At 50.1% G+C, this 26,790-nt stretch carries 27 protein-coding genes; 7 read left to right on the forward strand and 20 right to left on the reverse strand.

The genetic code is table 11. The features are described 5' to 3' along the window. Window positions 1–140: 140 nt before the first annotated feature. Window positions 141–1,016, reverse strand: a complete 876-nt coding sequence (locus EKM94_RS08875; RefSeq protein ID WP_125600626.1) for an NAD(P)-dependent oxidoreductase — start codon at window positions 1,014–1,016, stop codon at window positions 141–143. A gap of 249 nt (window positions 1,017–1,265) precedes the next feature. Between EKM94_RS08875 and EKM94_RS12855 the strand changes: the two genes are divergently transcribed. The 4 genes from EKM94_RS12855 (at window position 1,266) to EKM94_RS08895 (ending at window position 3,142) form a co-directional block, all read left to right on the forward strand. Beyond that, a complete protein-coding gene (locus tag EKM94_RS12855; protein WP_263853211.1) occupies window positions 1,266–1,391 on the forward strand; it encodes a hypothetical protein in 126 nt (41 codons plus the stop codon). A 304-nt stretch (window positions 1,392–1,695) separates the two neighbouring features. After that, complete coding sequence (locus tag EKM94_RS08885) at window positions 1,696–2,061, forward strand: hypothetical protein (protein ID WP_125600632.1); 366 nt, start codon at window positions 1,696–1,698, stop codon at window positions 2,059–2,061. A gap of 27 nt (window positions 2,062–2,088) precedes the next feature. After that, entirely contained in the window at window positions 2,089–2,436 is a 348-nt protein-coding gene (locus EKM94_RS08890) for a hypothetical protein (protein ID WP_125600635.1), read from the forward strand. 178 nt (window positions 2,437–2,614) lie between these two features. Next, the gene (locus EKM94_RS08895; RefSeq protein ID WP_125600638.1) at window positions 2,615–3,142 is read left to right on the forward strand and encodes a DUF308 domain-containing protein; all 528 of its coding nucleotides are present in this window, start codon (window positions 2,615–2,617) and stop codon (window positions 3,140–3,142) included. 142 nt (window positions 3,143–3,284) lie between these two features. Here the strand turns inward: EKM94_RS08895 and EKM94_RS08900 are convergent, their stop codons facing one another. From EKM94_RS08900 to EKM94_RS08950, 11 genes are all read right to left on the reverse strand, one after another. Next, window positions 3,285–4,490 carry a serine hydrolase domain-containing protein gene (locus EKM94_RS08900; RefSeq protein ID WP_125600641.1) on the reverse strand — a complete coding sequence of 402 codons (1,206 nt, stop codon included), beginning with the start codon at window positions 4,488–4,490 and terminating at the stop codon, window positions 3,285–3,287. A gap of 90 nt (window positions 4,491–4,580) precedes the next feature. Next, window positions 4,581–5,780, reverse strand: coding sequence for a serine hydrolase domain-containing protein (locus EKM94_RS08905; protein ID WP_125600643.1), 1,200 nt, complete (start codon window positions 5,778–5,780; stop codon window positions 4,581–4,583). Between the two features lie 27 nt (window positions 5,781–5,807). Further along, window positions 5,808–7,064 (reverse strand): D-alanyl-lipoteichoic acid biosynthesis protein DltD, encoded by a 1,257-nt coding sequence (gene dltD / locus EKM94_RS08910; RefSeq protein ID WP_125600646.1) that lies wholly within the window; start codon window positions 7,062–7,064, stop codon window positions 5,808–5,810. Then, entirely contained in the window at window positions 7,061–7,294 is a 234-nt protein-coding gene (dltC, locus tag EKM94_RS08915; protein ID WP_125600649.1) for a D-alanine--poly(phosphoribitol) ligase subunit DltC, read from the reverse strand. The genes dltD and dltC overlap by 4 nt, the downstream gene beginning before the upstream one ends. 78 nt (window positions 7,295–7,372) lie before the next feature. Continuing rightward, complete coding sequence (dltB, locus tag EKM94_RS08920; RefSeq protein ID WP_125600652.1) at window positions 7,373–8,584, reverse strand: D-alanyl-lipoteichoic acid biosynthesis protein DltB; 1,212 nt, start codon at window positions 8,582–8,584, stop codon at window positions 7,373–7,375. Further along, entirely contained in the window at window positions 8,577–10,097 is a 1,521-nt protein-coding gene (dltA, locus tag EKM94_RS08925; RefSeq protein ID WP_125600703.1) for a D-alanine--poly(phosphoribitol) ligase subunit DltA, read from the reverse strand. Before dltA ends, dltB begins: the two co-directional genes overlap by 8 nt. A 13-nt stretch (window positions 10,098–10,110) precedes the next feature. Continuing rightward, on the reverse strand, window positions 10,111–10,257 hold the full coding sequence (locus tag EKM94_RS08930) for a teichoic acid D-Ala incorporation-associated protein DltX (RefSeq protein WP_125600654.1): 147 nt from the start codon (window positions 10,255–10,257) through the stop codon (window positions 10,111–10,113). Window positions 10,258–10,485: 228 nt separating this feature from the next. Then, entirely contained in the window at window positions 10,486–10,827 is a 342-nt protein-coding gene (locus EKM94_RS08935) for a YxeA family protein (protein WP_125600657.1), read from the reverse strand. Window positions 10,828–11,110: 283 nt separating this feature from the next. Next, window positions 11,111–11,383: a hypothetical protein gene (locus EKM94_RS08940; RefSeq protein WP_125600660.1), complete on the reverse strand. Its 273-nt coding sequence runs from the start codon at window positions 11,381–11,383 to the stop codon at window positions 11,111–11,113. Between the two features lie 541 nt (window positions 11,384–11,924). Continuing rightward, the gene (locus EKM94_RS08945) at window positions 11,925–13,886 is read right to left on the reverse strand and encodes a M13 family metallopeptidase (protein ID WP_125600663.1); all 1,962 of its coding nucleotides are present in this window, start codon (window positions 13,884–13,886) and stop codon (window positions 11,925–11,927) included. A 180-nt stretch (window positions 13,887–14,066) separates the two neighbouring features. Continuing rightward, a complete protein-coding gene (locus EKM94_RS08950; protein WP_125600666.1) occupies window positions 14,067–14,348 on the reverse strand; it encodes a hypothetical protein in 282 nt (93 codons plus the stop codon). 1,153 nt (window positions 14,349–15,501) lie between these two features. On the opposite strand from EKM94_RS08950, the gene EKM94_RS08955 reads away from it, so the two are divergent. Beyond that, a complete protein-coding gene (locus EKM94_RS08955) occupies window positions 15,502–18,801 on the forward strand; it encodes a beta strand repeat-containing protein (RefSeq protein ID WP_125600669.1) in 3,300 nt (1,099 codons plus the stop codon). Window positions 18,802–18,926: 125 nt separating this feature from the next. Here EKM94_RS08955 and EKM94_RS08960 read toward each other — a convergent pair whose 3' ends face one another. The 8 genes from EKM94_RS08960 to EKM94_RS08990 all read right to left on the reverse strand — a co-directional run bounded on the left by EKM94_RS08960 (window position 18,927) and on the right by EKM94_RS08990 (window position 24,180). Beyond that, window positions 18,927–20,060, reverse strand: coding sequence for a YdcF family protein (locus EKM94_RS08960; RefSeq protein WP_125600672.1), 1,134 nt, complete (start codon window positions 20,058–20,060; stop codon window positions 18,927–18,929). A 55-nt stretch (window positions 20,061–20,115) separates the two neighbouring features. Further along, window positions 20,116–20,436, reverse strand: a complete 321-nt coding sequence (locus tag EKM94_RS08965; RefSeq protein ID WP_125600675.1) for a DUF898 family protein — start codon at window positions 20,434–20,436, stop codon at window positions 20,116–20,118. Between the two features lie 183 nt (window positions 20,437–20,619). Then, on the reverse strand, window positions 20,620–21,393 hold the full coding sequence (locus tag EKM94_RS08970; protein WP_164511173.1) for a MerR family transcriptional regulator: 774 nt from the start codon (window positions 21,391–21,393) through the stop codon (window positions 20,620–20,622). A gap of 97 nt (window positions 21,394–21,490) precedes the next feature. Next, window positions 21,491–21,664, reverse strand: a complete 174-nt coding sequence (locus EKM94_RS12440) for a hypothetical protein (RefSeq protein ID WP_164511174.1) — start codon at window positions 21,662–21,664, stop codon at window positions 21,491–21,493. Further along, complete coding sequence (locus tag EKM94_RS08975) at window positions 21,664–22,359, reverse strand: NAD(P)H-dependent oxidoreductase (protein WP_164511175.1); 696 nt, start codon at window positions 22,357–22,359, stop codon at window positions 21,664–21,666. Before EKM94_RS08975 ends, EKM94_RS12440 begins: the two co-directional genes overlap by 1 nt. A gap of 189 nt (window positions 22,360–22,548) precedes the next feature. Further along, complete coding sequence (locus tag EKM94_RS08980; RefSeq protein ID WP_125600684.1) at window positions 22,549–23,058, reverse strand: DNA-3-methyladenine glycosylase I; 510 nt, start codon at window positions 23,056–23,058, stop codon at window positions 22,549–22,551. Between the two features lie 10 nt (window positions 23,059–23,068). Further along, window positions 23,069–23,782, reverse strand: coding sequence for an MgtC/SapB family protein (locus tag EKM94_RS08985; RefSeq protein ID WP_125600687.1), 714 nt, complete (start codon window positions 23,780–23,782; stop codon window positions 23,069–23,071). Further along, window positions 23,779–24,180, reverse strand: a complete 402-nt coding sequence (locus EKM94_RS08990) for a hypothetical protein (protein ID WP_125600690.1) — start codon at window positions 24,178–24,180, stop codon at window positions 23,779–23,781. The genes EKM94_RS08985 and EKM94_RS08990 overlap by 4 nt, the downstream gene beginning before the upstream one ends. A 592-nt stretch (window positions 24,181–24,772) precedes the next feature. Here EKM94_RS08990 and EKM94_RS08995 point away from each other — a divergent pair. Both EKM94_RS08995 and EKM94_RS09000 read left to right on the forward strand, forming a co-directional pair. Next, window positions 24,773–25,135, forward strand: coding sequence for a hypothetical protein (locus EKM94_RS08995; RefSeq protein WP_125600692.1), 363 nt, complete (start codon window positions 24,773–24,775; stop codon window positions 25,133–25,135). Between the two features lie 54 nt (window positions 25,136–25,189). Then, window positions 25,190–26,542 carry an FAD-dependent oxidoreductase gene (locus EKM94_RS09000; protein ID WP_125600695.1) on the forward strand — a complete coding sequence of 451 codons (1,353 nt, stop codon included), beginning with the start codon at window positions 25,190–25,192 and terminating at the stop codon, window positions 26,540–26,542. Window positions 26,543–26,790 lie beyond the last annotated feature (248 nt).

Raw genomic sequence — 26,790 nt, forward strand, 5'->3', positions numbered from 1 at the left:
CAAAAAGCCACCTATCTCACTAGCGATAGGTGACTTTTTTATAACTCTAATTAGTGTTGATTTGGTTTAACCTTAGGCAATTGGCACGCTAGGGAACGGGTAATCCTGCAATCACGGCCACTTATTCTCGTCAAATCAGCTTAGTTCTCGGTTGGCCACCACAGTTTGACCAGGGCTTGCGTCCCGTCGTTTCCGTGACCATCCTGTTCCACCAGTACCTGATACAATTTCGCGGCTTGAGCAGTCGCCGGTAACTCAAGCCCCAGATTCTGGGCCTCCTCCAAAGCGATTCGCAAATCCTTCAAGAAATGTTTGGCGAAGAAGCCCGGCGTGTAATCACCAGCCAAAATTCGAGGGCCATAATTACTCAACGACCAGTTAGCCGCCGCACCGCCGCCAACGGTTGCCAGCACCTTAGACAGATCCAATCCGGCCGCTTTCGCATAAACCAACATTTCAGTCAGCCCCGTCATGGTCCCGGCCACCATGATTTGGTTAGCCATTTTCGTTGCTTGACCTTGACCAGGGCCGCCAAAACGATTGACCTGTTGACCCAGTGCTTGAAGAATCGGTAAAATTAGATTAAAGGTCGGTTCGTCGCCACCTACCATGATCGTCAGCGTCCCTTTGGCTGCCCCAATATCTCCACCAGAGACTGGCGCGTCTAGGGCAATCACGCCTTGGGCGGCAGCTTTTGCCGTGATCTCCTTGGCCAGGGAGGGTTTGCTGGTGGTCATGTCGATTAAGATCTGTCCTGGCCGTGCCTGAGACAGAATACCGTTGGCACCGAAATAAATTTCTTGGACGTCTTGGGGAAAACCAACCATCGAAATCACCACATCACTGGCCAGCGTCAACTGAGCCGGATCATCGGCCCAGTTAGCGCCAGCGGCTAGGGCCGTTTGGGCATGAGCCGCGGTGCGGTTGTACACGGTCACCGGATACCCTGCCTTCAATAAATTCTTGACCATGCTGGTCCCCATCACGCCAGTGCCAATAAATCCGATTTTTTTCATTTTACGACCACCTTTAACTTTTTCTCTATCATACCTTGCTGACGACGATCCAGCAATGGTGAGAGCCTTGATGGGTATTGCATTGCTCGGATTGATTCTGAAGATGGCGTTCTATTCTTGGCCTTTCGCTTGGTGGTAGATGTGGGTGGGTGTTGCGCGTGAGCGCAACCGGGTCCTATTCATTATTTTTCGCCTAGTTGCAGGTGTACCGGGTTTGGATGGTGACGCAACCGCCTCAGGACGTTTGTCGTGGCTGGAACGCGGTGGGCATCGTTTGAAGCCAATCCGCAAGCCCAGCGGCTTGTCTTCAAATCGAGCCTTATTCTAAGCGATAAATCGCTAAGAATAATCTCACCGCTGAGCCACACGTCCTGAGGCGGTTGCTAGGCAGAATTGAGCCTATCTGCAATCGAAGTTGGGTATCTGACGAAGTGGTTTTGCGAGCTAGAGGTCAAAACGATGGCCCACTTTTGAGGTGGAACTGCAACACCAACGGATTTGGATTAGGCGGTCGGGACATTTTGCGTAGGCTGACCATCTCTGTTTGTTTCCTTAATAATTCTTGAGTGGCAACCGACTGATTCAGTTGATTCACTGAGAACTGGGTCTGTTCATCAGACAGACTGTGCTGGTGTCGCCAATTCAAGGATTGTAACCACTAACCACGGCCGTCAATTGCGTGGGTTCCCCATCAATTGGCCATAGCTTGCTGGCCGGCGTGAGTGCTCAAACGGCTGTTATAACGTTGAGCGGCTGGAGCGGAGAAATTCGGGGTGAGATCGCCGTGAAATTGTCCTTGGCGGCTCTGCCGCTTAGGACAAGGCCTGATTTTGAGACAAGCCGCGCACTTTGCGGATTGGCTCAAAACAGCGCCCACAGCGAGCTCACCCCGAATTTCGCAGCGCAAGCTGCGGCCAATCTACTTTCATCTGCAAAGTATCGCATCCCACGCCACGGACAAACTCCTTTCAACCAATCTCAAACAAGCACAGTTAGTCAGGGGGGCTTACCAAATCCTAATAATAAAGGTATACTGTTCTTATGAGGAGAACTTATTTGGAGGCTTTTAGCAATGGAAAACGAACTGACACACACTGATTTAAAAGATAATGAAACGGGGCACGCTTTCTTATCCTTTTATCTAGAACTGTTTCGTCAAAATGAAATGGATCTGCTGACAACATTCGATCAGAGCAACCAGATCCCGGAAACAAATCACTTCTTGAAGCAAGCACCCTATCCTACTCGTGAAGCAATCTTGACGGCCCTCTTCACCAATCGTCACACCGAGTTGGCAACGTTACGGAAGGCAATTGTCGCGCAATATCCTGAAACTGCGGCGTATCAAACCACGACTGATTGGCATGACTGGTACCATCGGGTGATCGATCAGGTCGCGCAACGGACTTCGCGGGACTAAGATGGCCTGAACGCAACATGTCGGAGGGCGAATTTCATCAAGCTCTGAATTCATTGACGGCTTGATGCAGCGGTACCGAAATTCTACACACTAAGATCAGGAAGAAAATCAGCCTTCGGATTGATGGCAACACTCACTTTTTCTGGCAAAATGAAAGTGAACATTGGAGGTTAAGATCATGGATAAACTCGTTAAGAATATCAAACGCAACATGTGGCTTCGCGCCGCGATCTTTATCGTCTTAGGTCTAGCATTAGCGTTCTATCCCCAACTATCCTTAAATGGGATCGTCAAATTGATTGCCCTTTACCTTGCGATCATGGGCGCGATCGACTTGATCGGGGGCAATAAGGAGCGGACGCAAGGCGCGGCAATGAACCAAACAATGATTGGTGGGATCATCAAATTAGTCGCTGCGGTCTTTGTTTTCTTCTTCGCTAAAGGCTTGCTAAACCTGATTCCATTTATTCTCGGGATCGTCTTGTTGGTTCACGGGATCAATTATGTGATGCAACTTCGCGGTCATCGGCAATATGTCAATGTAAGCCCAGTTCCTGGCTACATTTACGGCATTCTTTTGATCATCGCCGCTGTGGTTATGATCTGGAATCCCTTCAGTACGATCACAGTGCTGATTCGCATCTTCGGTTGGATCCTCGTCGTCATGGGGATTTTCGAAATCGCCGGTACGCGCTTTTTCAAATAACATTGCTTCAAATCAAGGTGGCTCGGTCAAATCATGACCGATACAAAAAGAGACCAGCACGCGGCTGGTCTCTTTTTGTATCGATTCAACTTGATCTGGGGCTGCTACTGGCGCGATGATGTTCGGACCGACCGGCACCCGGCTACAAAACCAAATTGATCAAGAGTGACGCTTTGCCTTTCAGGCTCAGATAGTTGACGCCATAGTTCGACATGAGCACGACCCCAGACTGGCCATTCTGGCTTAAATAGACCGTTGATTCGAAACCGGCGCCTAGCCCATTGGCATAGCGGACTTGGGGGCCATTGTAGAAGCCCCCACTATAAGGACTAGCGCCACCTGAGACGAAGAGTTCTTGGACTGAAGCGGTCGAAATCAGTGTGCCGTCAAAAATCGAGCGCACCGTCTCATAGAAATCACTGGCGGACATGAAGACCTGGCCCGTACCCAGTTCCAAATGTTGTTGGGTCGCACTCAGAGTCATTGGCTTATTGTAATTACCCAGTAGCGCGTCTGTGATTGGATAGGCCGTCGCCGTGGCAACCGGCGAGTTCATTTCATAGCCGAAGGTAGTGTGTTTCAACCCCAGGGCAGTAATGATCCGCTCATGGAACAATTGCCGGTAAGATCGGCCGGTCACCTGCATCAGGATTCCCGCCAGCAACACAAAGTTGATTGGCTGGTAGTTCTCCGTGTTATATGAACTCGGACTGAAATTAAGATGGTCAATGTCGTAGGCAATGACTTTCTCATCACTGGTGTAGGCTTCACTGCCCATGCCACTCATGGTCAATCCCGATTTCATCGCCAACATTTGCCGCAAAGTGATCTCATTGCTATGGGGCACCTGCGGGTAATATTTCGCCAAAAGATCATCCAAACTCAGCTTCCCAGCCTCAACTTCCTGCATGACCAAGGTGCCGGTCAAGCATTTCTGCAAGGAGTCGATTTCAAACGCGGTCCGATTGGTATTGGCTTGCAACTTATTGTAGTCGGCATACCCAGCGGAATACTGCGCGACGATGGCGCCATTCTGGGCAAGAATCGCGCTGCCAACAAAGTGAATGCTCTTCAATTGGGTAACCAATTCTTGTTGAAAATAATGATTCAATCTGGTGTTCAAAACCGCTTTGGTCTCTTGTTTGGTCAAATCCCGCGCTTGCGCCTGAGCCTTGGCTCGTGCCTTGATCTTGCGTTTCTCCCGCGCGACTTTCGCCGCGTAGGTCGCGTGCTCGTATGCCTGATAGCGCGTATACCCCAAATAACTGCCAAAGAGGCACAGCAGCACAGTGGCCACAATCAAAATGGCACGGGTGCCGCCGGACAATTTCCGATGTTGCTGCTTCATAACCTTCGCCTCGAGTTCCCCCAACTCGACAAGAACGTCATACTCAGCTCGGGGCAACCGCCACGGCTGACTGCGACGTTTTGTCAGCTACTAAAGAAGTGATTGCTGTAGATCCTTGGCCATCCCGGCGATCAAATTCAGTGAAACCGATTGGTTGGTCATCAACACGACACCGTCTTGGCCATTTGGCGTGATGTGGATCGTGGAACGGAAATAAATCCCTACGCCATTAGCGCTTTTGAACGGTTCCGTATTATAAAGACCCCCACCATATTGATCCCGGGAATTACCTTTAAATTGTTCCGCAATCAAGGCCGCTGGTAGTAATTTCCCATTCAAAATACTACTGACAGCACGATAGAAATCTTCCGCCGACATGAAGACTTGACCCGTTCCCAGCTCATAATGCTGTTGCAGTGGTGACAAGGCTAGCGGCTGCTCATAACTTGGTAGATTACCTGCCGAATAATAGCCTGTTGCCACCAGCGAGGCAGCTGGGATCTGATAACCAAAATACGTATGTTGCAACTGCAAAGGCCGGATAAGCTGTTCTTCAAAAAGCTGCTGATAAGTTTGACCGCTGACCTTTTCTAGGATCCCCGCCAACAAAACCACGTTGACCGGCTGATAATTAGCCTGGCCCCAGGCAGATGGTGTGAACTGCAAATGGGCAATGGCGTTATTGACCACATCACGATCACTGTTGTACGGTCCGGAACCCATCCCATTCATCGACAGCCCTGACGTCATGGTAAACATCTGGGCCAAGGTGATTCTCGTACTCCCGGGAACTTGTGGATAATACTGGCTCAAATGATCCGACAGCTTGACTTTACCCGCTTGAACTTGCTTCATGACTAGAAACTCGGTCAAGCATTTCTGCATCGAGTTGATCTGAAAGGCAGTATCCGCGCCATTAACTTGGCCACGTTGCGCGTTGGCGTAGCCGCGGCCATAGACGGCGACGACTTTGCCATCTTTGACCATTAGGCCTGTCCCGACAAATTGATTATCATTCAACTTGGCTTCTAGCTGTTGTTGATAATCGACATTGTTGGGACGCTTTAACTCAGAGCGGCGCGACTGCTTCGGCGCGGCTTTTTTCGGCTTGGTTTCCGCTTGCTTCTTACTGGCCTTCTGCGCGGAAGTTTCCTGCCGCTCAGAAGGCCAGTGTGAGCGGCGATGTCCCCGCCAATACCAGCCACCAACCAGCAGTACGAAGACCACCGTGATCGTCAACAACGCAACGATCCGTCCACGGGATTGCTTTCTTTGTCGTCTTGTTCTCATGGTTCTCCCCCCGGAGCCAGATTCTGACTATTTCACGATTTTCTGTTGCCAAGCTGGCGACAAATAATAATCACTGATTTGGTAATCGGGTTGCGCCTGAGTCTCCGTCAAAAACGGTCTAACCGACTGATCCATTCGCAGCCAACCGCGCCAACCAATGTGGATCGTATCTTCCATATAGTAAGCCTGATTGCCGTCCTCCGACAGATCATCAATATTGGTGAACCCTTGATTGAGCAATTGTTGCTTGATTTTCTTGGTGGTTTGCCGCCACATGGTCATGTTGAGACCGGTATAATCGACCCAGCGTTGATTGATCGGCGGTAAAACAAATTCCACTTGGCAATTCAACGCCGCTAATTGTTGCAAGACCAGTTGAAAATCCGCATATTCTGGCGAACGCCGATAATCGAAACGAACTTGACTGTCCTTCAACCGTGGTAGGCGCCGCCCGCCACGCAATTCCTTCTTGAAGAAACTATCTTTGATATTAAACTCATTGTTCGTGGTTTCTTGTTGGGCCTGCTTGACCGCCACCTGATTTAACAAGCGCTCATTATCCGTCGCCGGTAATTTCTTCGTTTCCTGCTTGATATGTTCCCAATTGTTATCAAGATCCAAGGTTGAAAAGAGGGCATCCTCATTCTTCAGAATAACCTGCTTCTGTGTCAGCATCAGCTTCTCCACCGCTGATAACCGTCGTCCCGCCGCGATTTTCTTGGTGGCGTTTTCGATCAGCAGGCTGGACGTTCCCGAAGGCATCGCTAACAGCCGTTGAGCAGCATAACGATCCGCCTTGGTATTCTTAGCCTGCAAGAGCCAATCCGTTGCTTGCAAGGCTGAGTAGTAATAGCCGAACGCATCCGGTCGTTGTCCCTTAGGCGTGAACCATTGCGGCGAAATCACATAAACAACCTTCTTGTTGCGGAGCTGGGCGCTCATCTCTTGAATGGTGAAGTAATGATTCAACGATTGACTCCCCGGTCCCCCTAGCAACAACGTTTGGTAACCGCGTTTGTACTTCGCCGCCAAAACTGACGGGTGCATCGCGTCCATCCGCGACAGTTCTGATGAGCCAATGAAGGGCACATAATTATCGTTAAGCGCGACATCCTTGATTTTCTCACCGCGATAAACATTGGTGGACAGCGAGACCGTCGCCTCTTTCAACGTTTGGGAATTGATCTTCAGCCCGCGCCATGGTGTTGCAAACAGTGCCAGTGCCGCTATCACTGCCACCAAGACTGGGCCAAAGGTTCGCCACAGTTGTTTGCCGGCTTTCATTTTAGCGCCGCTACTTTCGCCACGATCTTGTTCGGGGTATCCCATTCATTGCGATCAAATTCAGAGACCGGCACATCCACATCGAATTGATCTTCTAGATCCAGCAACAATTGCACGGTTGCCATGGAATCCAATAACCCATTGGCGAAAATATTCTCGTCTAACTTGCCGCCGAGATCCTCACCTGTTAAATCATTTAAGATCGAAACTACTTTTTCTGTATCAGTCATTGCCAAAACCAACCTTTCTGAAATCAATTATTATTTTGAATTACCGTGGATCCTCCGCGACTGCGATAGGATCGGCGGTTACATGAACCAAAGTTTGTCTAAGATCCCTGAGAAAATCAAGAAGCTGAAGCAAACCACATTGAAGGTCAAGAAAACACTGAACCCTTTGGTGAACTTATTACTGGGGATCTGCGCCTGATGTTTCTTCTTATACCGCAACCAAATATCGTTAATGATGATCGCGCAGGCATGGAACAGACCGTAAACAATGTAATACCAAGTCAACCCATGCCAGAAGCCCATGATCAGGAAATTGACCAAATAGGCGATCTGTGAGATCCGGATCCGGTTCTTGATCCAGCGCTTCTTCATGAACCAGAAGGTAAACCGCATAAAGATGAAATCGCGGAACCAGAAGGACAAGGTCATATGCCAACGATTCCAGAACTCCTTGATGTTGCCTGCCGCAAAAGGCTTATTGAAGTTGGGCGGTGTTTTGATGCCCATGAAATAGCTGATCGCGATGGCAAACAAGCTATACCCAGCGAAATCAAAGAACAGATACATGCTGTAATCATACATATAACCTAGCAGCGCCCAAGACAGACCGAGGCCGCCGAACGCGTGGCGTTGCATTAACGCCCAATGTTGCAATGATGGCAGCCACAATGTTCCAAAAAGATAACCTAGAATAAATTTATAGAAGAAGCCTAGAAAGAGATAATGAACGGCCTTTTCCAAATCTTCCAAATAGGCGCTACGATCGGGAATCGTTTCATAGTCTTTCTTGAAGCGACGATAACGGTCGATCGGTCCTGAGGAGATCGTGGGAAAGAACAGCAAGAAATGCAGGTACAGCTTCCAATCGAAATCCTTGATCGTGCCATCCCGGACTTCCATAACGACCTGTACCGTCTTAAAGGTCAGGTAGCTGATCCCCAGAAAGCCCAGCGTGATTTTCCCACCGGCGAGAAAGGGCGTGAATTTAACCACCGTCAACGGCAAGATCGCCAGTAAAACCGCGCCCACAAAGACGCCGGTTTGATTGCGCGTCTTGCGATAATGAACATAGGCCAGCGTCAGAATGAACTGATAGGCGATGTAGATGATCAAGGCCACCCCTTGTTGCCAGTGGTCCCCGCCAAAGGTCAATACTAAGAAGACCAGGCTGAAAATTGTTTCGTAGACGCGGAAACGCTTGCCGTGATAAAGGCCGATCATGATCGGTAATAAGCCCAGCAGTAAAATCAGGAAATATCTGGGGCTACTGTATGGTTGTAAATTAATCACTGGCATTGACCTCCTGGATCAGCGCCTTGATATCGACCTTCCCATTTGCAGATAGGGGCAGTTCGCTGCGATAAACGAACCGCTGCGGCATCATGTAAGGCATGATATCCTTGGCCAAATTCGCCTTGATTGCGGCGGTCAAAGCTTGCTGATCTTCGGGATCCCCGGCCGCCGGAACCACCAACGCTACCAATTGGGTAACCTTGTGTCCCTGGTTGTAGCGCGGTACGATGGCGCCTTGGTCGACGATCTTTTGCTGTTTCAAGAAGAAATTCAATTCTTCAAGCTCGATCCGATAACCGTTGAATTTGATTTGGAAATCCATCCGTCCACGGTAAAAGAGCAAGCCAGCGTCATTGAAGAAACCAATATCGCCACTGGCATAACTTGGCCAGCCACTTTTTTGTTGGAAGACCGCCGCGGTTTTCTCAGGTAAATTCAAATAGCCTTTGGAAACACTTGGTCCGCTAATAATGATTTCCCCTTGTTGACCGACAGCCGCCGCGCCATCCACCCAAATCTGCGTATCTGACTTCACGTAGCCGATGGGTAAGCGGTCATAACGCTCCAAAAGCGCCGGTGTGATCTCCACGCCGGTGACCGCCACCGTTGTTTCTGTAGGGCCATAGGTGTTATACAACCGCGACTTCGGGAACCGCTTCTTCAGGGTAGCGGCGGTTTTGTGGCTCAATTCCTCACCGCAGAACAAGAACGTCACCAAGTCGGGATAATGCTCACTATCAAAATCAGCCACTAGTAGACAGATTTCGATCAAAGACGGCGTGGAGATCCAAATATTTAGATCCATCGTCGGTAGCGTCGCAAATAGCGCTTTGAAGTTGTCCGTGATCTCCCGAGGCAAAACCTTCAGCGTTCCGCCGGTCACCAGTGTTGGGTATAAGCCCATTACGGATAAGTCGAAGGAATACGGCGCCTGCGCCAAGACATTGGCATGTTTCGGGAAATAAAAATCCGCTAGCTGCCAGTTAACAAAGCTTTCCAAGTTTCGAGCGCTGATTTGAACCCCTTTAGGCTTACCCGTGGTGCCCGAGGTGAAAATAATATAGAAATTGTCGTCATCACTGACATATTGCTCGCTTGGCAACGGCGCCGTTAATTCCTGTTCAGTGAGCGCCATCAGATCGTCCTGATCGATCACCTGAATGTCAGTCAAAGCCACGGGTAAAGGCCGAACCGCAATGACCAAGGGTGGTTGGGCCACCTCCTGGATCATTTTAAGCCGATCGTTTGAGGAATGATCATCCACCGGAATGTAAGCATGACCCGCTTTCACCGCCGCTAGAAAGGCCACGACCATTTCAAACGTTTGCCCCCCATACACCATGATCGGCGCGTGTTTTGGCAAATTCAAACTCAATAGATGCGCAGCCAAGCGATCGGCGTTGACCCGCAATTCGTGGTAGGTGTGTTGCTCCCCTAAATAGTCATAGGCGAATTTGTTTGGATGCTTTTGACTGACTTTATCAAAAGCCGTAATCACATTTTTGATCATCATCGTTATCCCCCTAGAATTCGTTATAGATGAAATGACCACCGTTGATGCCACTATACCCATACAGGTACACCAGCACCAAAATTATCAGAAAATAGAATACTGTTCTCAAAATAAAGCGGCCAATTTGCTTTTTCTGACTCTGCTTTTTCTCAACCATTGCTCATCCTGCTCCCTTCTTGAGCTGAGTCGTTATCCCCCGATAAAAACTTGACCACCAATAATTTCAAACGCCAGATCGGCATTTGCCGAACTTGTCTAGTCATGCTCGCCAAATTTCAATCTTTTGCTGTCCAAAAACTAACAAAATTACATTTTAATGTCAAGAATGTTCTCCTTTGTATGCTCATGCACAAATTTCTCGATTGTAACCGCTGAGCAGCGGCGCTTACTGATCGGCCAACGACAGCCGGGTCAAAGCTTTAGTCGGGACCTCTTTCAACGGGATCCGCCGAACGGAGACGACTTTGCCCTGCCGATAGTAGAACTTCAAGTAACCTCGTTGGGGCAGTTGACGACGCTCGGCCCGATCCAATTGAATGTGGACCAAGTTGCCATGACGATCGAATCCGGTCAACTGTTCGCCATCATTGCCCAGCGCAGTGTCTTGATCGATCAATTTCATCTCGGCATAAACCACGGTCCCTGGCGGCAAATAATGTTCCGCGCCATACCAAGCGCCGCCGATGATCAACCCGAACAAGACGATCAACCCAATGATTCTTTTCATGATCACGTCGCAACTCCTTTCTCGTGTTTCAGAATCCATTATAGTCAGTCAACTTAATCGAAACCATTTAACCAACGAACAGCAATCTAACAAAAATGTTAGTTGACAGAAAAAGAATGCGCAGCGCAACATGGCGATTCTGATGTTGGCCGCAGCTTGCGCTGCGCGTGGCGTTGGTGGATTGCAGATGTGGTAGGGCTCCAGGTCGGGCTGGGGGTGGTGGAACGCTGCGGGCACGACTTGAAGCTTTTCGGAAACCCACCGAAAATCTTCAAGCTCGGCCTTATTGTAGGCGATAAATCGCCAACAATAATATCGCGGCTGACTCACCCCCAGCCCGACCTTCCGCCAACTGATAACCAGCCCACCAACGCCACGCTCCGCTCCAGCTACTCAACATTATCATAGTCACTTGAGCACTCACGCCGACTGGTAAGCTATGGTCAATTGATGGGGAACCACGCAATTGACGACCGTGGTTAGTGGTTATACGCTTTAAATTGGTGACACCAGTACAGTTTGCTTGATGAACTAGGATAAGATTTTGCTGAATCAACTGAATCGGTCGGTTCCCACTCAAGATTTGTTAAGGAAATAGATTAAACTATTAGGCCTGCGCAAAATGTACCGACCTACTAATCCAAATCCGTTGGCATTGCCGTACCATCCCAAAAGAGAGCAATTGTTTGACCTCTTACTTGCAAAACCACTTCGTCAAATCCTTCGCTTCGATTGCAGATAAACTCAATTCTGCCTAGCAACCGCCTCAGGACGTGTGGCTCAGCGGTGAGATTATTCTTAGCGATTTATCGCTTAGAATAAGGCTCGATTTGAAGACAATTCCCGCTTTTGGAATTGGCTTCAAACGATGCCCACCGCGTTCCAGCCACGACAAACGTCCTGAGGCGGTTGCGTCCCCAACCAAACCCACCACACCTGCAACTAGGCGAAAAATCATGAATAGGACCCGGTTGCGCTCACGCGCAAACACCCTACACACCTGCAAATCAAGCGCAGGCATAAAAATAGCCCTCAGCAGCGAGGACGCCGCCAAGGACTATTGCGAGAAATTTTATTGATCTGTTGACCCGGAATTTCTACCAGATATTGACCCGATCTTCTGGTGCTAACCACATGCCATCTTTTTCAGTAACATTGAAGGCCGTGTAGAAATCATCCATGTTTTGCGCTTGGACATTGGCCCGTAATGGACCTGGCGCGTGCACATCAATGGCCAAGAGCAGTTGATTGAAGGCCGCGGTTGCTTTGAGCCGCCAAACCCGCGCCCAGTTGGTGAAGAACGCTGGCAAATCAACATCCGCTTCACTTTTAGCCGCTTGCAAGGCACAGCTTAGGCCGCCACCATCCGCGACATTTTCACTGATGACCAACTTGCCGTTGACCTGCGCGCCTGAATAAGGGATGCCGTCAAACTCGTTGATCATCGCTTGGGTCCGCTTTTCAAAAGCGGCGTAGTCGGCGTCTGTCCACCAGTTCGTCATATTTCCCTTTTCGTCAAATTTCGCGCCATTATTATCAAAGGCGTGGGAAATTTCATGGGCGATGACGGCGCCGATCCCACCATAATTCTCAGAACTGGATTGTTTCAGACTGTAAAATGGGGCCTGCAAAATTGCGGCTGGGAAGGTGATATCGTTGAAACTTGGATCGTAGCAGGCATTAACTAAATTTCCTGGCATCGCCCAGCGACTGCGATCGACTGGTTGATCCAATTTAGCGAAACTGTAAGCCCGCACGACTTGGTTCAACGACAAAATATTACCTAATAAGGTGCCGCCGTCAGCCGCTGTTTTGACTTTTAATTGAGCATAGATCGGTTGGAGTTTGTCTGGGTAGCCGACCTTGATCTTGATCGTATTCAGCTTCACGATGGCCTTCTCTTTGGTGGCCTGGGACAACCAAGTATTGTCAGCCAAGCGGGCCTTATAAACATCGATCATCTTGTGGATCATTTGCGCCACGTCTTGACGAGCGGCATCGCCGAAATATTTCTCCCCATAATACTTGCCCACGGCGTCATCGAAATAACCATTGGCCGTCCGATAAGCAAATTTTTCGTGGGAAGAGGCTTCCTTTTGGCCGCCGATCGCACGGCCGTAAGTTCCGCCTAAGATCCGCAATTCGTCGGTCAAGGCGCTGGTCGTGGAGAGAATCATATTGACCAACAACCAACTATGATACAGTGGGAAGTTTGCTTCGCTAACCAATTGTGATAGATTTTCAAAATAATGCGGTTGCGTCAAAACAACCTTTTCTGGTGCTTTACCGAAGACACTGGTAATTGCCCCAGCAAAATCAACGTCCGGCACCAATTTGACGACGTCTGCGAAGGCATAAGGGTTGTACTGCTTGGTGTAATCTGCCAATTCTTCTGAATTCTTGACCAAAGGCACGATCAAGGCGTCAAACTGCTTCGCCTGCGCGACTTCTTTGGCCGCAGCTTCAGCGTTGTAGCCGAATTTAGCCAAAACGTCTTCCGCCATCTTCGTCCAAACAGCCAGTAATTGGGCGCCATTTTCATTATCTTCAGCGTAATAAGTCTTGTCCGGCAAGATCAAACCAGGCACATCAAGATAAATCAAATTAACGTCGGTGTTTTTCATATCGGGTTCAACGCTCAAGCTAAACGGTTTAGCGACGCCATCTTTGATCAAGGTCGCTAATTGGTGGTTGAAATCAGCCCAGCTGGTCACGCCAGCGACTTCATCTAAAACAGGCTGCGCCGCGGCAACGCCGGCTTGATCACGGTCTTCAAAAGCCAAGGCTAATTCATTGAGTTTGACCGCTTCAGCCAAAATCGGGTCAGTTACTTGGCTAGGATCTTCACGGAAGCCCGCGAAATCGGCCAGCATTTGTTTCTCCAATTCGTCTGCCAGATCAGAGAAGCCGCCAGTCCGGGGTTGGTCGCCGGGAATGACCGCTGTTTTGGCCCATTCGCCGTTGATCGCGAGGTATAAGTTATCTTGGATCCGGGCTGATTCAGCAGCGGTCGTATCGCCGGCGCCGCCACGAACAGTTGCCTGATTTAATTTTTTCATTAAACGTTAACTTCCTTTCATTGGTGCAGAAAAATGATTTGTCTTAATTCTATCACTAAGAGTTTAATTAGACAAATATGAGAATAAAGCTTTTTGCGGCAACTCAGCGCTAGACGGACAGATAAAAGTAGCTAGTCCGCAGCTTGCGCTGCGAAATTCGGGGTGAGCTCGCTGTGGGCGTCATTTTGAGCTTTTCGGAAAACCACCGAAAATCTCAAAGCTGAGCCTTGGTCTAAGTGGCATAGCCACTAAGACCAATTTCACGGCGATCTCACCCCGAATTTCTCCGCTCCAGCCGCTCAACGTTATAGCAGTCGTTTGAGCACTCACGCCATCCAGCAAGCTATTGCCAATGGATTGAGAGCCACGCAATTGACGACCGTGGTTAGTGGTCACCAGCTTTAAATTGGTGACACCAGGGCAGTCTGTTTGATGAACTCGGACAAGATTTTGATGAATCAAATGAATCAGTCGGTTTCCAACCAGAATCCGTTTAAGTAAGTGAGATAAAGTTGGCGGCACTATCCGAAATGTACCGACCTATGTCCCTGAATCTGTTGGTGTTGCTGTACCACCCCATAAGAGGCAATTGGTTTGACCTCTACCTTGCAAAACCACTTCGTCAAATCCTTCGCCCATATTGCAGATAAGCTCAATTCTGTTCAGCAACCGGCTGGGACTACGCGGCTCAGTGGTGAAATTGTCCGGTTCTTTCTAAACTTTGGCGAAGACGCGATCAACACTGATATAGCAGCTTTCATGACGACGAATAAATACTCCAACTAAATTAATTGGAGCGATAGGAAATAAATGGCCACATCAAGCCAACCTATTATCTAATGTTGCGTGTTGCAATTTCTCAAATTCCGGAAGCAAGCCTCTCGATTATCGAGAAATTTTCAGGCCATTCGCCAAACTTTAGAAAGAACCTAACTTCTTCACTTTAGGCGTCAAAAAGGAAATCTTGATGAATCAAATCGGCCAAAATAATGAGTAAAAAATGAATTTTTATAACAAAATAAGATATTTTCATGAAGAATAAGGGCTGAAATCGGTCTTATAAGTCCGAGAAACACTGTGTCCAGACTCAACAAAACGTTGATGATTCAGTATTTTGTTATTCACTACCCTCCTGGATAGCGGGCGTTTTAGACAGATTTCTTATCGTTGCTATATGCTTGACAAATTGCTCGTGTGGCTTTAGTATGACCATGAATTAATTATTGGGGAATAATAATTCATTTGTATCGGCAACGATGGACTACACAAAGATTTACTTGAATTGGGTCAGCGGCTTTTTCAAAGGATGACTTCTTCTGATTCTCAACTGGGCGTGATCACTTTCTGAAAGGGCGGTGGTCGCGCCCGTTTGCCTATTTGCTCGACATCCGGAACTTGGGACAAGTGGTAGCGGTGACAAGTTCGCGTCCGCAAGAGCATTCGGTAATCATGAGTGTAATCGAAGCGGTCGCTTGATCAACGTCATAACAACTTCATAGCAACGCCCTGACAATCAAACAATCAGCGCAGCCGGTCTTCAGTCGCTCAATCGCTCTGCTAAAGCGGCGCGGTTTGGTTAACGGAGCAAATCTATCTTTTCATTGGGGGAAAGATCATGAATAATCATCAAACACATTTCAGTCATTTGATCAAAGGTGCCTCGCTACTTAGTGTGGCTGTTTTAGGCATCGGTACCGTAGCGCCTAGCGTGCCGGTCTTAACAGTCGCCGCGGCAACCGCCAATAGCGCGGAAACAACGGCTAGCACGGACACGACCGCTAACACCAGCACAACGGAAACCACCAGCGCAACAGCAACTACGAGCACAACAGCTAGCGGCACGACAGACAACACCGCGGCGGCGATCACGGCGGATCCTTATTTGAGTGCCAGCACGCCCACTGACGCTAGTGGTTTGGCAGCTTATTCGCAGTTTCAGGTCACGACTACGGCCGGCGCCACTGAAACCGGGCCCATGGAACAAGTCGGGACGGCCATGCAAGCAATCATTGATCAGACCCAGTTCGCTAGTCTGGGACTTTTGAGCACCTTGCATAACACAACTGCAGGCGACATAACGATCAATGCGGTTTTTAATTTACCCACAGCGACCAGCACCGCGGTCACAGCAACGGCCACGGCGGCGCCAACGATCAGTCAGGACGCCGGATTAACCGTCCTCTATCAGGCGGCAGATACTAAATACAGAACCTTGCAAGCCTACGAAGATGCCGGCAAAACTTGGTCGGAGTTGAAAGCGATTCAAATCAAAGGCACCTTGGCGGCAAATCAAACCGTCCAAGTTACCACACCTTTAGCGGTCACCGGCCTGGCCGCAGCCGACTTGACCAAAGAAGCGAGTACTGAGTTAACGACCACATCGTTCACTTATAATGCCGCGGGCCGCTCGCTAGCAACCAAGGGTATCATTTACTTTGCCAATGCGGTTCCCGCCAATTACACCGGCTACAACGCCATTGATCCTACCGGTGCCAATTGGGACAGCGCCACTCAAAGTTTGCTCAAGGGTTTGGTGCCGCGTGACGATATCACGGCGCTGAATTTTGGTGGCAGTACTCCTAGTGGGACGACGCTATTCACTACCGGACGCTACGCCTTGGATCTTAGTCGGATCAAGGCAGCGGTCAATCCGGCCGGCTATAGTGTGGGCCTGAGTAGTAACGGCACCCAACTGAGTCAGTACACTTACGCCACCCCCGATAAGATGAGCACCACGCTTAATGTCACGCTGATCAAGGTGTTGACCACGAAAGACAGTAACTTGACTGTCGGTGACACTTGGTCTGCCGCGGATAATCTCGTGGCGGCAACTTCACCAGTTGATGGCACCGATATCACGAGCAAAGTCACGACATCCGGCACCGTCAACACCACGAAAGCCGGGACCTATCCGGTGACCTATGCCTACCAACTGGGGTCAGAGACCATCAGTCAAACCGCGACGGTCACCGTCACCGGCGCGACTGATTTAGGCAACCTGATCGACACCAGCAAAATCAACAGTTCGGCGGTCGACAGTGAAACCAATACCTCCGCGACGCCTGACGAACAAGGCGGTTACCAACATTACAGCCAGTTTGCGGTGACTGGCACGGACGGGACGACGGCTTATTCACCGATCGCTAAATTCCTCACGACGGACGATCTGAAGACGACCGCCACCACTACGCCCAACGCCATCGTCAACGCGCTGAATTTCAAGAGTTTGGCTCTGATTGGTACGATCAAAAACACCACCAACGGCTCATTGCGGATCCGAACAGCTTTTTCCCTGCCTAGTTCGGTGCCGGTTACCGCTGCCACACGGCTGTATGCCCGCGCGACTGCAGCGGCGACTGCGGTGGCTGGTTCCACCGATGGGTTGACCCTCTATTACAGCAATGGTGACGGTAATTATTTCCCGCTTGACGAATTCCTCAGCAAAAACGACAATGATTACCAGAAAATCGCCGTTGTGATGGTCGATGGCACTTTGCGTAAAGGTCAAAACCTCCAGCTGTCGATTCCGCTAGCAGTAAGTTCTAGCGATAGCGCGGCGAGTCTGGCCACAATGATTAACACGATCAACAATAACAATGACCACGCTACCTCTGGGGTTGTCCAATCCGCGCTCAGATTTACCAGTCGTACTTTTACCTTTAGCCAGCCGACTGCCACAATCAGTTCCACGGGGCGGTTGGGTAGCTACGCAACGTTCGCCAACTCCGCGATTTACAATAACGTGCTGTTCGCCTTACCTGTCAAGCTGTTCACCAACGGCTTCCTCGCGACTTACTTAACCGGCGACGATAGTTATGTCACCTTCCCTGAAGATGTCCAAGCCCTGCTCGATCTTCCCGAACCGGTCGCGCACTACCTTCAGTTCAAGAATTACATCGCCAACGCCGAATTCAGCGCCTATGACGCCAAGAATACGGGCACTTATACAACTGGTTCTTATCGAATCGTGCTTGACGACATCAAAGACAAGGTCAATCCCGCCGGACTTTCGGTGGTCGTTGACAGTAGCGGGAAACAAGTTGACTACTATACCTATCGCACAGGCACAAGCAACAGCTTCAGTTTGACTAATTCGGACGGTTCAGATTCAGGTTCGACTGCAAGGCAACAAGAATATATTGAGCTGATCCAGGTGCTTGAGACGACCTCTTCTAAATTCAAAGTTGGTAGTTCCGAAGCCCATAATTGGACGACCACCACGAATCTAGTTCCCGGCAAGAATCCCGCGACCAAGGCTGCGTTGACCTCAGCCGACTTCAACGTGGCCGTTACCGATGCCCAAGGGCAAACAATCACCGATCCAGAAACCTACTTGGCCAAAACGCCCGGCATTTACACCGTGACTTACAGCTATCAACTGGTCGATTCGGTCATTTCTAAACAAGCGACGGTCACCGTCTTGGCCGATCAATCACTACCATCCGGCGGTAATGGCGGCGATGACAACAACTCTGGCAACAATGGCGGCGATGACAACAACTCTGGCAACAATGGCAGTGGTGACACTAACAACAACTCTGGCGACAACGGCAGTGATGGCAATACCAACAATCCTGGCGACAACGGCAGCGATGGCAATCCCGGTAGTGATGACTCCGGCAACCAGGACGACGCTAGTAACGGCGCCGGCAATGACACCAACGGCACTAACAATAGTACCGGCAGTGACAGTAGTGATGATTCCGCCACGAATGGCACTGATCAGAACACAACGGGCACCAGCACGGCGCCAACCTTACCGATGACTGGCGCCACCACCACGGAAGCAACGAAGCCGACGCTACCGCAAACCAACGAACAATCGACTAAGGTCGCTGTAGCGATCGGTCTAGCCTTATTAGGCGCTACTAGTGTACTTTTAGGCCATTTAGCCTTACGGAAACGGCAGCGCTGATCCCAGCGATGAGCCTGCAGACACGCAATTGAGCCGTGGCACAAAAAGAAGCAAAACGGAATTCCCGCTTTGCTTCTTTTTTGTTTTTCATCATGTTGATTGGGTTCATTTTGTCATGGTTTTGCTTAATTCGTAAACCGTCTAAAGAAGCGGACCAACCATTGCGAGAAGGCATCGGAGTTGTTGAGGCCGTAAACCAGCCCCGAGGTCAGTAACAACAACCCGACAAAGGTGACCAGGATCCAGAAGTGGCGCCGCTTATTCATGATCAGCACCGCGACGAACTCACGGATCAACGCGTTCGGCAGGAAGTAAAGCCGTGTAGGCGCGCCAACACCATTAGCAGGTAGGCCAGCTTGGCGCGCATACAAGCCCGCCCGGAAAGTGTGATAGTTATTGGTGAAGAACTTGACCCGTGGTTGTGCCCGGGTCCCTTGATAATCAGACGTGATCAGTTGCTTCGAAAAGGTCATATTCTCTAAGGTAGTCGTAGACCGATCTTCCAACAACACCAAGCGCGGATCCAAGCCGTGGCCCACCGCGTAATCGGCCATCGCCTTGGCTTCAGACAACTTCTCGTCTGGACCCTGCCCGCCAGAGAAAATGATTTTCGGAGCAGGACGACCTTTGGCTTGTTGCTTCTGGGCAAACTTCAGCGCCCGCTCGATCCGATTACCGAGCAGGCGTGAGACCCGATCACCATCGATCAACCCGGCGCCGAGCACAATCAAATAATCGGCCCGGTAGCCCCGCGGCACGAACTGATACAAGGCGGCGTTGACCAAGAAATTATAACTACAAACAACCAAGTAGAAGCCAATAAAGGGCAACACCGTTAAAATCACATTTAACCAGTTAGGCAGAAAACGGTTCACCGCCAGCAGGTTGATCACCCACAGTAAGATCAGGCCCACACCTAAGAACAGCGTCAACATATTCGACAAGGTATGACTTTCCCGTTTCCACACCAAAATCGCATTCCACAGCAGGAGCGCCCACAGGAAGAAAAGCACCAAGGCAATCAACATGAGGAGCATAATGAAGGTGATCCCCATGATCGTGATAAATACCACGTTGCGCGTCCAGAAAATCAAAAAGGCCAATTCTAATAAGAAAACAACAAAAAATAACGTAAATAAAACACCATTCACTAACCGTCGCGGTTCCGCTAACCACGACCACAGAAATATTCCCAAAAGGACGATCGTCGCCAGTCCCGTATATAAGGGAGCCTGATTCAACCAACCTGCTGTCGCCATTATTCCCTTCACTCCCCCGAAGCCATTATTTTGATTGCGCTAGGATCAGCCCACCTCAATTCAGGAAAGTAGTGTGCCGTGTCTTCCAATCGATCAATTTGATATTGACCCAGAACCCATAGATCCCCAAAGTAATGATCGTCAAAACCAGCCACTTCAGCCATTGTCCAAACAATTCAACGGCAGTCCCGTCGAAATGCATCCGATGACCATCAACAACCGTATGATTGATCCGCCACCCATAAATCATCGTCAATGCCCAAGGATAACAGATTCCCAACGTTACCGCTGTCACGATTGTTCCCATTAACGTCCACCCGATAAACTGCAACAACCCACCATCAAAAAATGATGTTTCACCATTCCGTGTTTCCATTTTTCCACCCCATCGCACGCCGTCCGTGCCCTTCAAATTGTCTATATTTTACCATAATTATTCTGTCGATTCGGCGCTTTTCAACAAAATAGGACGAAAGGCTGAACGCCTTTCGCCCCGTGGACTTGCCCTGACAACGTCACTGTCTTTAATTGATGCGACGTAACCGCACTCACCGCTGATCTAGCGCGCGTAGTGGTCAATGATCGCCACCAATAACGCGGTCGCGCCAGGACCAGCCGCGTCATCATAATACTTGATAAACCGCGGATCTGCTGCGTACATGGCCGCCAACCCACGATGGGCTTCCGCCGAATAAGGTTTCGCCTGGCCCCAAGCCAGCCGCACCCAAGCACGGTGCGCCGCAAAAACTTGTTGGCTCCCGCTTGAATCCAGATCCGGTGTGGTTGGCCCCAGCAACTGGCGCAACCCGGCAAAAACCTGCTGCTCTAATTGCTGCATTTGTTGGACCGCCGCCGCCGAACGCGCCAACCACTGCTGATTGGCCCGCTCAACTTGCGCGTCGCCATATTTTTGCCGAATTTCTGGGCCATATGCTTGTTCGTTGTTCGTCACTTGCGCCGCTTTAAAGGCGGCAAATTTCTCTTGATCACTCATGATGAGCGCCCCTTTCTGATAGTCAAGCGTCCGCTGCACCAAGGCCAAGAGCCCCGCGATCCGCGTTTGCTGAGCCAGTAATGCCTGTTCTTGTTCTTGCAACGCTTGAAGAATGTTGAAATCAGGAGCCAGTAAAATTTGCTTGATCTGCGCCAAAGGCAAGCCAAGTTCGCGATAAAACAAAATTTGTTGCAAGCGATCGACCTGATCACTGGCGAACGACCGATAATTATTTTCCGGATCACGTTGAGCCACTAGCAGCCCCTCGTTTTCATAAAACCGGATCGTCCGCTGGCTGACTCCGGCTAATTTAGCCAGTTCATTGGTTTGATAGCGCATCTGACCACCTCCTGATAACCACAGCATAAGGGCTGACGTAACGTCAAGGTCAAGCGAAATTTCTCAGAATGCAAAAAAGGTAGCAGGACAGACCTGGCTACCATTGCTCGTGATTCCAAATGCGACCGTCCAGCTCCCCTTGCCCATTGACCAATCGTTGCGCCAAGTCCGCCACATAGGTTTGGGTCACCGCTAGCAAGGCGCGATCCTGATACTGCGGCAGTTGCTGGCTCAAGTCTGCTAAGGTTTGTTGTAGCCATTGTTCATCCATCATGCTTGCTCCCCACTACGAATCTCTCGCAATTGTTCTTGCAACGTTTGGTATTCAGCCACGCCAGCCTCCAACTGTTCACGGATCAGCGTCAATTGTTGCCGCTGCGCTGTTGTGGCCGGCTGTAACTGCGCCAATTGCGCCAACAACCACTGCCCGCGCTGCGCGAAACTTGCCGGCTGGGCCAAAGTCAGCCGCTGTTGATAAGTCACCAAAAGTTGTTGCCGCTCCGCCGGCGTTTGATAGGCAAATTGCGTGATGACTAACGGTGGCAAATAGCGCCAATTCAATTTCTCCGCAAAGGCCTGGTACGGGCGCAAAAGCTCACTGATAGCGAAATGTTCCTGCGCGCCCGCCTGGTAAGTCGCCAGTGATTGGCCCAAGGACACCACCACGGACAGCTCTTTGCCAGCCAAGTTCCCGTATTGCGCCACCTCGCCAGTGAAAACCTCATCTTGCCACTGCTTCAAAATAAACGGCGCGCTATACCAGTAAAAGGGAAACTGGAACACAATCCGCTGGGCCTGTTTGACCAAGTCCAACTCGGCGCTGGCCTGAAAATGACCATTCACGCCTGCGACGGCCGTTATATCATGCCATTGAATCGCCCCGGTCGGTGGTAAACTAGCCTTGAGAAACTGCTGTGTCGGCGAATTGGCCACTTCAGGATGGGCCACTAAAATCAAAGTTTTCATCATCAATACCTCAAACGTTTTTTGATAGGTTGCCATGCACTGGCGCAATACTGACAAGTTGCGGTGGGAAACGAGCTGCCTTTGAACAGGTTGGTTGCGGCGCGTCCCGCGATTTTATTTGCGGCAATTTCGGTTACGACAGGTTACAAGGGGCCCCCACTGATCACAGGGTGTATTACCGCGCGCTGATCAAGCCTGCTCACGTTGCTGGATCACCCCGGCTGCCAACAAAAATAATTGCACGGTGGTGGGGCCAACAAACTTAAAGCCCCGGCGCTTCATATCACGAGCTACCTGTGTTCCCAGGCTTGACTGTTGATTTAACGGCGTTCCCGGCGCGATTACCATGACCCACTGCTGGTGGTCGGTGAAATGCCAAAGATAGGCACCAAAGTCCGCGAACTCTGGCCGTAACAGCATAATCGCCCGCGCGTTCGCGATCACCGCGCGTAACTTGCGCGGATTGCGAATCAATTCCGGATCACGCAAGAAGCGTTCCAGCTCCGGTTCATCAAACCCAGCAACGATCTGCGGATCGAAATCGGCGAAAGCTCGCCGAAACGCCGGCAACTTACTGGCCGCCGCCTGCCAACTCAAGCCCGCTTGAAAAACCGCGACGACCAACAGCTCAAACAGCGTCGCTTCATCGTGAGTTTCCTGGCCAAATAAACGTTGATACTCCTCAACACCCGCTGACATGGCGACCTCCTTAAACGTTGACCAGCCGCACTTGTTGCATATGATCAAAGGCGGATAAGTCATCAACCAACTGCACATAACTCATTTCATGCGGCAAATCGATGGCGTAAACATTGGTATAAACCACGCCACTGTCCAGCCGACTTACTTTGAAGCTGACCCGTTCGATCTTAATTTTTTTGTCCGCAAAGTAGGCCTGCAACTGCTCTCTGGTCGCGGTTTTTTCCGTGTACTGAATCTCGACCCGCTTGAAGGCTGGATGCACCACAATCACTTTTTTCAAAAGCGCCAGGACGGCCAAAACAACCAGCGCGCTGATCCCGGCGATGCGGTAATACCCCATCCCCACGGCCAAGCCCAAACCAGCCGTCGCCCACAATGAAGCCGCGGTGGTCAATCCAGTCACGGCGCGATGCGTGACCACGATTGTCCCTGCGCCCAGAAAGCCGATGCCACTGACAACCTGCGCAATCAGCCGCGCTTCATCGGCGCGAATCACGCCTGCGAATTGGGGTTGCGCCTTGGCGAACGCCAACGCCTCAAAGCCGATTTCTTGCTGGATCATCGCGATCACGCAGGCGCCGACGCAAACGAGGATGTGTGTGCGGATGCCGGCGGGATGGTTCTTTTGCTCCCGGTCGTAGCCGATCAAGCCCGAGATCACCACGGCTGCCAAAAGCCGAATGAGAATCTCTACCGTTGTCACTGATAATTTCAAAATCATGCCCCCAAAAATGCTTTCTTACACCTTATATCATACCATGTTCCGGGCAGCTGGGTGTTTTCGCGTCTGACCACTTTGGACGAAAATTGCTGACGCTGGGTGAGATGGCCTGGCTGTTTTGATAAAAGTAGGTTGGCCGCAGCTTGCGCTGCGAAATTCGGGGTGAGCTCGCTGTGGGCACTGTTTTGAGCCAATCCGCAAAGTACGCGGCTTGTCTCAAAATCAGGCCTTGTCCTAAGCGGCAAAGCCGCCAAGGACAATTTCACGGCGATCTCACCCCGAATTTCTCCGCTCCAGCCGCTAAACGTTTTAACAGCCGTTTGAGCACTCACACCGACTGGCAAGCTGTGGTCAATTGATGAGGATCCACGCAATTTACGGCCGTGGTTAGTGGTCACAAGCTTTAAATTGGTGACACCAGTACAATCTGTCTGATGAACTAAGGCAAGTTCTTGATCAGTCAGTTGAATCGGTCGGTTTCACCGAGGATTATCTAGGAGGCAAGTGTAGTGGGGCTCCAGAATAGTTGCGTAGCTAAGCGGAAGGGAAAATGCTAGGTCGGCGAACACGTTTCAACACCACGCTCCGCTCCAGCCGCTCAACGTTACCACAGTCTTTTGAGCACTCACGCCAACTGACAAGCTATGGTCAATTGGTAGGGAGCCACGTCATTGACAACCATGTCCAGTGATCATCAACTTTAAATTGGTGACACCAGTGCAGTCTGTCTGATGAACAAACCTAGTTCTCAGTGAATCAGCCGAATCAATCGGTTTCCACCTAAGGATTGTTTAGGGAACAAGTAAAGATGTTCAACCAATGCAAACTGTTCCAACCTACTAATCCCAATCCGTTGACATTGCCGTACCACCCCAAAAAGGGCAATTGTTTTGACCTCTAGCTCGCCAAACCACTTCGTCAAATCCTTCACTTCGATTGCAGATAAGCTCGATTCCGCCTAGCAACCGGGTCGGGCCATGCGGCTCAGCAGTGAAATTATTCTTTGCGGCTTTGCCGCTTAGAATAAGGCTCGATTTTGAGACAAGCCGCGCACTTTGCGGATTGGCTCAAAACGACGCCCACTGCGTTCCAGCCGCACAAATGGCCCGACCCGGTTGCGCTCACGCGCAACACCCACTCACCCCTGCAATCAAGCGCAGGTTCCAGAATAGCAACCAACCGCCTAAATCAATTTCAAAACAGTTGCCCACCCCACCCCAGTTCGACATTTATAGTAGAAGCCGATTTCATTCACAATCTTCACGAAACCACTTATCCCCATTCGCATCGCGTTTGTGCGCCACTAAAAACAAGTTGAAAGCGTTGACATTATTGGCGAATCCGCTACAATGAAAATGTAGTCTGTATCAAAATTATTGGAAAACCAAATAAACGGAGGAAGTCCTTATGAAAGTTATTGTTATTGGCTGCACACATGCCGGCACTTTTGCGACACAACAAATTTTGACTGAGCATCCTGATTGGCAAGTTACCGTTTACGAACGCAATGATAATCTCTCATTCTTATCATGTGGGATCGCGCTTTGGGTCGGCGGTCACGTTTCCGATCCGAAGAAGATGTTTTATTCAAGTCCTGAGGCATTAGCTGGCTTAGGCGCAACGATGAAGATGCAATATGATGTTCTCAACGTTGACACTGCTGCTAAAACCGTTCGCGTCAAAGATTTGAAAACTGGGGAAGAATCAACTGACACTTACGACAAATTAGTAGTTACAACTGGCTCAGCGCCAGTGATCCCACCAATTGAAGGCATCGACAACGCTAAAGTCCAACTTTGCAAGAACTGGACGCATGCGACCCAAATCAAAGCAGAGTCCGAGAAGATCGATTCAGCGATCGTGATCGGCGCTGGCTATATTGGCGCTGAACTGGCTGAACAACTTTCTCTGTTGGGCAAGAAAGTGACTTTGATCGACGCTTTACCGCGTGTGCTCGCTAAGAATTTCGACGCGGCGATCACCGAACGCGTTGAACAAGATTATCGCGACCATGGTGTTCATTTGGCGATGGGCGAGAAAGTTGTTAAATTCAGTGGCACCGATGAAATCACGGTCACGACTGATCACGGCAGCTATACCGCTGATATTGCGATCATGGCAGCTGGTTTCCGGCCTAACACCGAACTGATGAAAGGCAAAGTTGAGATGATCGGCAATGGCGCGATCGTTACCAACGAATATATGCAATCTAGCGATCCTGATATTTACGCGGCGGGTGACTCCTCCGTTGTTCACTACAACCCAACTGGCAAGGACGACTATATTCCATTGGCAACCAATGCGGTTCGTCAAGGGATCTTAGTTGGGAAGAACATTGCCGCGCCAACCGAGAAATATTTAGGCACACAAGCGTCATCCGCGGTTGAATTATACGGTAAGACGATTGCTTCTTCCGGCTTGACCGTCGATGGGGCTAAGGCTCGCGGCGTGGTTGTTGACCACGTTGTTTTGGAACAAAACTATCGGCCCGAATTCATGCTGACGACCACGCCAATTTTGATGGAACTGACTTGGGATCCTGAAACTCGTGTCGTTAAGGGTGGGGCTTTCTTCAGCTCTTATGACTGTGCGCAATCTGCCAACGTTCTCTCGCTGGCAATCCAAACCAAGATGACGATCGACACGCTCTCCATGGTCGATATGTTCTTCCAACCTAACTTCGACCAACCTGTCAACTACGTCAATGCCTTAGCTGGCGCCGCAGTTGCCAAGGCCGCCGAAGCGGTGGGCGCCAAATAGTCGCCAGTCACCCAACCTGTTAATTAGTTAATCCGCAACAACTACCTGAGTTAGTTGCAATTGAGACTGATCCAAGTAGACAAAACCCACAACGCAGATTTCCGGGTCTAGAATTTTTGGTGTTGAAAGATGATTTCACACCAGGAGTTCTAGACTTTTTTGATGACATAAAAAGGCATCTACGCCTCCTAGTGCTATACTTTAAGTGACTAAACCAAAGGTAAGCGAGGTAGGTATAGATGTCCCAA

It is taken from the genome of Lapidilactobacillus achengensis (genome assembly GCF_003946655.1).
GTDB lineage: Bacteria > Bacillota > Bacilli > Lactobacillales > Lactobacillaceae > Lapidilactobacillus > Lapidilactobacillus achengensis.